The sequence below is a fragment of the Acinetobacter sp. 802_lipA genome (assembly GCF_058242885.1).
The window spans coordinates 1-5,247 of sequence record NZ_JBZAYP010000009.1 but is presented as its reverse complement, the minus strand read 5'-3'; the positions used below and the strand labels follow the sequence as shown (position 1 = coordinate 5,247).

Annotated in this window: 6 protein-coding genes and 1 pseudogene; all 7 read left to right on the top strand. The window is 37.9% G+C overall.

The window, feature by feature from the left end:
* Nucleotides 1-804 (top strand): annotated as a pseudogene (locus AC4CU3_RS19255) (relaxase/mobilization nuclease domain-containing protein); the annotation flags it as partial.
* A 70-nt stretch (nucleotides 805-874) separates the two neighbouring features.
* On the top strand, nucleotides 875-1,156 hold the full coding sequence (locus tag AC4CU3_RS19250; protein WP_086045008.1) for a CopG family ribbon-helix-helix protein: 282 nt from the start codon (nucleotides 875-877) through the stop codon (nucleotides 1,154-1,156).
* Entirely contained in the window at nucleotides 1,144-1,437 is a 294-nt protein-coding gene (locus tag AC4CU3_RS19245; RefSeq protein ID WP_086045009.1) for a type II toxin-antitoxin system RelE/ParE family toxin, read from the top strand. Before AC4CU3_RS19250 ends, AC4CU3_RS19245 begins: the two co-directional genes overlap by 13 nt.
* Before the next feature lie 215 nt (nucleotides 1,438-1,652).
* Nucleotides 1,653-2,579, top strand: coding sequence for a replication initiation protein (locus AC4CU3_RS19240; RefSeq protein WP_086045004.1), 927 nt, complete (start codon nucleotides 1,653-1,655; stop codon nucleotides 2,577-2,579).
* 24 nt (nucleotides 2,580-2,603) lie between these two features.
* Nucleotides 2,604-3,455, top strand: coding sequence for a tetratricopeptide repeat protein (locus AC4CU3_RS19235; protein WP_086045005.1), 852 nt, complete (start codon nucleotides 2,604-2,606; stop codon nucleotides 3,453-3,455).
* 299 nt (nucleotides 3,456-3,754) lie between these two features.
* A complete protein-coding gene (mobC, locus tag AC4CU3_RS19230; protein WP_236770661.1) occupies nucleotides 3,755-4,129 on the top strand; it encodes a plasmid mobilization relaxosome protein MobC in 375 nt (124 codons plus the stop codon).
* Nucleotides 4,126-5,247: relaxase family protein (locus tag AC4CU3_RS19225; protein ID WP_490738503.1), on the top strand; the 1,122-nt coding region annotated here is incomplete at its 3' end. The genes mobC and AC4CU3_RS19225, both read left to right, overlap by 4 nt.

The following is a 5,247-nucleotide window of genomic DNA, read 5'->3' as shown; positions in this document are numbered from 1 at the left end:
GATAGCACTTACTTTGCTTATATCGAGTATATGTCTCGGTTACGTCAGCAAAAGCAAATACAGCGACATCACAGCGATGGAGAACAAAGTCGAGTATCTGAAATCCGAAGGGGGGAGTCTGAATATTCGGAAGTGTGGGGACGAGAAGGACTGGCGTTGGTGCGTTCAAATAGATCCGACAGTGGAGAAGCTTTACAACAACAAATTCGCAGTAGTACAGGAAACCAATTGAATGAATCTCGAAGCACAATTATTGCAGATTATCGAACAGCATCAACAGCAGCTCAAAGAACAACAGAAGCAGTTAGAGCAAGCCTTACAGCTTATTCAGGCACAGAACAGAACAATAGAAGAATTAGAGAAATACAACAACGAACTTACGCAGCACTGCAATCATCTGATAGATCAGCGAGACGAGATGGTAAAGATCATCCACCAGCTACAGAATCCGACTTTATCAGCCGATTTATTGCAAAACTTGGAGAACAGCTTAAAACAGCGATTACAGAGCCATTTAGAGCAGTTAGTGACTGGCTTGAGCATCGAGGATTTAGCAAAGACGATAATAGAGCACATCTTGCCGCAGATGGTGGAGGACGAGATCAAAAGCCAATTGAATCCCCTGACCGAGCCATTGATCGAAAAACTGAGTTCAGTAGAGCAATATCAACAGAATTTAGAGGGATTAATCCAGCAAATATCTTCTCGGCTCTAGATAAACTTGATCAGCGCAGAGAGTTGCAACGAGCGCAAGAACAGGCAAAGAAAAATGACCGTGGCTATGATTCCCCAAGCCCATTTTAATAATTTATAGCTGATAGGGTATTGAAAGTATATACTAAGTATTACCTTTTGATATGGTAGGAATTAAATCATGTCCACTACAGCAATGTCTATTAAGCTTGATTCTAGCTATAAAGACCGTTTAAGCCGTTTAGCCACAACCAAAAAGCGGACAGCTCATGCATTGGCAAAAGCTGCAATTACTAGCTTCATTGAGCAAGAGGAACGCCTTGAAGCAGAGCGGAAAGAGGCTATAGCTTCTTATGAGGACTATTTGGAAACTGGGTTACATGTAACTTTGGCAGAAGCAGATGAATGGCTTGAGAGTTGGGGAACTGATAACGAGAAAGACGTACCTCTATGCCACAAGTAATTTTAACTAGAAACGCCCTTAATGATTTAAGTCGATTAAAGGCATTTTTGCAGACAAAGAACCCCGAAGCCGCTAAGGAAGCGGTTATAACTATCCGATCTTATCTAAAGGAATTAGCCATAGCACCAATGGCGCATGCACCTGACGATGAGCGACCAGATTTTAGGGTTTTAATTATTCCCTTTGGTTCAAGTGGATACAAGGCTTGGTATCGTTATAAAACTGGTGAGGATGTTGTAATACTTTCGATTAAACATCAGCGAGAAGTCGGCTTTAACTGATGCGTTATAATTTACATATTTTTATTGAAAAATCAGTTATTTGACAGCCATCTGAAAAAATGTAATATTTTTCGCAGGCGAAAAAAAACAGGTCGGCAAACCTGTTTTTCTTCGGAATTTTAATATAAATGCTTGAAAACACTAAAAATTAAAACACCCAAACCTGTCTTAATTTTAGCAGTGTTTGCAAGCTTTGCAAGCGGTTACTGTTATAAATGAATAAAACACAGCCACAACTGGAATTATTTCCAAGTTTTATTGGTAATTTACCAATAAAACCCTACTGCACGAATGACTTGGCCACAGGTTTAAAAATCCGTCCTAAAAATTCGGCTATTTCATTCAAGTACATTCAGCCAAATAGTCCGTTTTATCAGCATTACTTTGTACTTGATCTCGACTATGAATCAGCATTAAGTGAAATTCTATATTCGCTCAATGGTGTACCGATGCCGAATTTTGTTGCTGAGAATCCTCAGAATGGACGATTACACGCATTTTTCGAGCTAAAAACACCGATTTACACGACTGACGCAAGCAGACAGAAGCCAATCATGCTCGCAAATGCCATTTATTTGCGTTTACGTGAGCTTTTTAATGCCGATGTGGGATACTCAGGCTTAATCAGTAAAAATCCCATGCACGAGCAATGGCACACGTACAGCATAAGAAAAAAGCCTTATTCACTGAATGAGCTATCTTCAAAACTAGATATTAGTTGGCTAGATGTAAAAAAAGCCCCGAAACAGGATGAAGCCGTAGGACTTGGGCGGAATTGCTACATTTTCCATACTGCACGTCATTGGGCGTATGTTGAGATCAGAAAATATCGTGGAAAGACGTACAGCATTTGGCTGCAATGTGTAATGGACCATTGTCTAAAACTCAATGAGGGTATTACTAAGCCAATGCAGTACAACGAGATAAAGGGTATTGCAAAGAGCATAAGCCGCTATTGTTGGAAAAAAGACGCTTATTGCTATCAAGAGTTTATAGACCGCCAAAGTCGTAAAGGGGCACTTGGTGGAAAAATCTCTAGAAGACCAAAGACCACTGATTCTGAAAGAACTCTACAGCCGTGGTTAGAAAAGGGTATATCTCAAAGTACCTACTACAGATGGAAAAAATTAGGAAAGATTTGATTTAAAAGAGGAATGGAAAGAAAAATGGCTGAAAATTTAGTGGGTAATTTGTTTGGGGTGGATATTCATCTTCCTTTAAAAAGAAGTGAAGTTCGGGATTTAATAGTTGCTAGAGATAATTTTATAAAAAATTTGATGGAGCAAAAAAATCTTAATGAAATGCAGGCTAGTCTTGATGCTTCGGACATGTTAATTGATTTTTGCACTCAATTAAGTGATGAAGATTCAGCTCATCTGAGCCAAATTCTTCAAGAAGAAAGTATGGCTGTTATGCCTCCAATAGCAGATACTTTTGATCAAATAGAGAAAGAAACCCAAAGTCATATTGAAGCTGCGACTAGCCATATTGAAGCTCAGGCAATCTTTAATGAATTATCTGCCAATCTACAAGTATATGGATCAAATTCTGGGTTAACAGGTGCTAGACCTGCTAATGTCGATTTAGCAATAGAACATATCAATAGAAGTTTAGAATTAGAACCTAATAATGCAGCGTATTTAAATCTAAAAGGTTTATTACTTTGGCAAGGGAAAAAAGATAAGGATGCTGGATTAGCTTTAATAAAACGAGCTGCTGAATTAAACCCTAGAGATATAAACATACAGCATAACTTAAAGGCTGTAGAAGATCCTAAGGGATGTTTTATTGCTACGGCATCTTATGGAACACCTGTAGCTTATGAAATTAATGAATTACGCTATTGGCGAGATACCAAGTTATCTAAAAATGTTTATGGAAGAATTTTTATAAACACTTATTACAAAGTAAGTCCGCCTATTGCAAGGCTAATAGCTAATAGTCCAAAAGCAAAAAAAATAGTCAGAAAAATGCTTAGACCTCTTATTATTTATTTAAAGTCTACTAATTCAAAATGACAGCAAATAAGCCTAAATCAGATAATAGCCTTTCTTTCGGTTTTTGATCTGTGCTTGGTGTAACAGTGCAAGCCTAAATCAGATAGTAGCTTTTGAATTAAATAAACCAAAAATTTACCTAAGCATAAATTATTCTAAAAATTATATTAAAATAGTCCCTGCGATTTATGAAGCAAGGATACACAATAGGTACTTTTTTTAGTGCTACGCACTTTCAAAAAGTATACCTATCGTGACCTTGTTCAGGGGGACAAGCCCCCCGAAACCCCCCAACCGCCTAGAACCATATTGAGGTGACTATGGCAGAAGAACATAAACACGAAATTCAGTTTGAAAAGAAGAGACCAATTAGAACAAAAGTTGTGAAAGTTACTTTGTTCGATTCAGAGTTCAAACTTTTAGAAGATAAAAATCCTTATAACTCTGTAGCTAAGCTATTGAGAGAGTCAGCTTTAAAAGCTGTTAAACAAGAAGATGTACATACGAGTACATATTCAAAACTTGATCGAGATTTCATTCTTGAATTAAGTCGAATCGGTACGAACATCAATCAAATTTCAAAAGCCATAAATACAAATATTGCGAGAGAAGAACCGTTTGAAGCTGTGAAGTTACTCCACCTCTTGATAGGTATTGATGAAACCTTGAAAAAGCTTAAGGAGTCAGTCCAATGATTGTGGAGTTTTTTAAAAGAGGACGGGGCAAATCTAGTGGCCCAATAGGTTATTTTCTTGGAAAAAATTTTGACAGAGAACATGCAAAATTATTATCTGGGGATTTAGATGAAGTTGCAGAACTGATCGACAGCTCGCCTTACGTAAAAAAATATACGGCAGGGTGCTTATCATTTTTTGAAGATGATCTATCAGATGCAAAGAAAAAAAACATAATGGCTGCATTTGAAAAAACACTGTTCCCAGGTCTTAAACCTGATCAATACCGAGTTGTTTGGATTGAACACCGAGATAAAGAAAATACGGAAACCGGAGATAAGCGTTTAGAGCTTAATTTTTTAATTCCGAATGTAGAAATTAGCACAGGGAAACGGTTACAGCCTTTCTTTGCTAAAGCCGATTTGAATCGAGTCGATGATTTTAAAACGATTGTTAATCACAAATATCAACTTTTTGACCCTGATGATCCTATTAATCGGCGATCAATAAAAATTGCAAAGGACTTACCGCAGGACAAAAAAGATTTTATTAGTGCGATGAATACAGAAGTTGCTTTGGCAATTACTGACGGGCTAGTCAGTGATCGTGAAAGTCTTAAGGAATGGATGACTCGCATTGGTTTAGAAATCACCCGTATTACGAAGAATCAAATATCAGTAAAAAATCCGAATAATCCAGAGGGCAAACCAATCCCTCTCAGAGGTGAGTTTTATGAGCAGAACTTCCGACATTCTGAACAAAGCGAAGATCTTAAGAGAGCAGCATCAGAACGATATAGACAAGAAGCTGATAGCAGATATGCAAACAGCATTGAAAGATACGGAAAACTTTGTGAATCAAAGAGTCGGTATCATCTCGAACGATTTGGAACAAGAGATAGAACAGACTCAGAAAAGCTTACAAGACAACTTACAGGGCAAGAAAACGAGCATACAAGCGAATATAAATACAATGGGGGAGAACTTGAGCAAGGATACCAAAGCCCTGCAGGAGAGCTTAAAGGCGCAAATAAAGAGCATGAATGCGGACTTGCAGACATTGAGCGGATTGAGCCAAGCAACAGCAGAGCAAGCGAAGCTGAAAAAAGCCCTTTTTTCATCGAATATAGTCCTAGCTTT

Coding starts and splice junctions, on each gene's coding strand:
- mobC (WP_236770661.1), top strand. CDS start 3,755: ATGGCAGAAGAACATAAACACGAAATTCAGTTTGAAAAGAAGAGACCA.
- AC4CU3_RS19250 (WP_086045008.1), top strand. CDS start 875: ATGTCCACTACAGCAATGTCTATTAAGCTTGATTCTAGCTATAAAGAC.
- AC4CU3_RS19235 (WP_086045005.1), top strand. CDS start 2,604: ATGGCTGAAAATTTAGTGGGTAATTTGTTTGGGGTGGATATTCATCTT.
- AC4CU3_RS19245 (WP_086045009.1), top strand. CDS start 1,144: ATGCCACAAGTAATTTTAACTAGAAACGCCCTTAATGATTTAAGTCGA.
- AC4CU3_RS19240 (WP_086045004.1), top strand. CDS start 1,653: ATGAATAAAACACAGCCACAACTGGAATTATTTCCAAGTTTTATTGGT.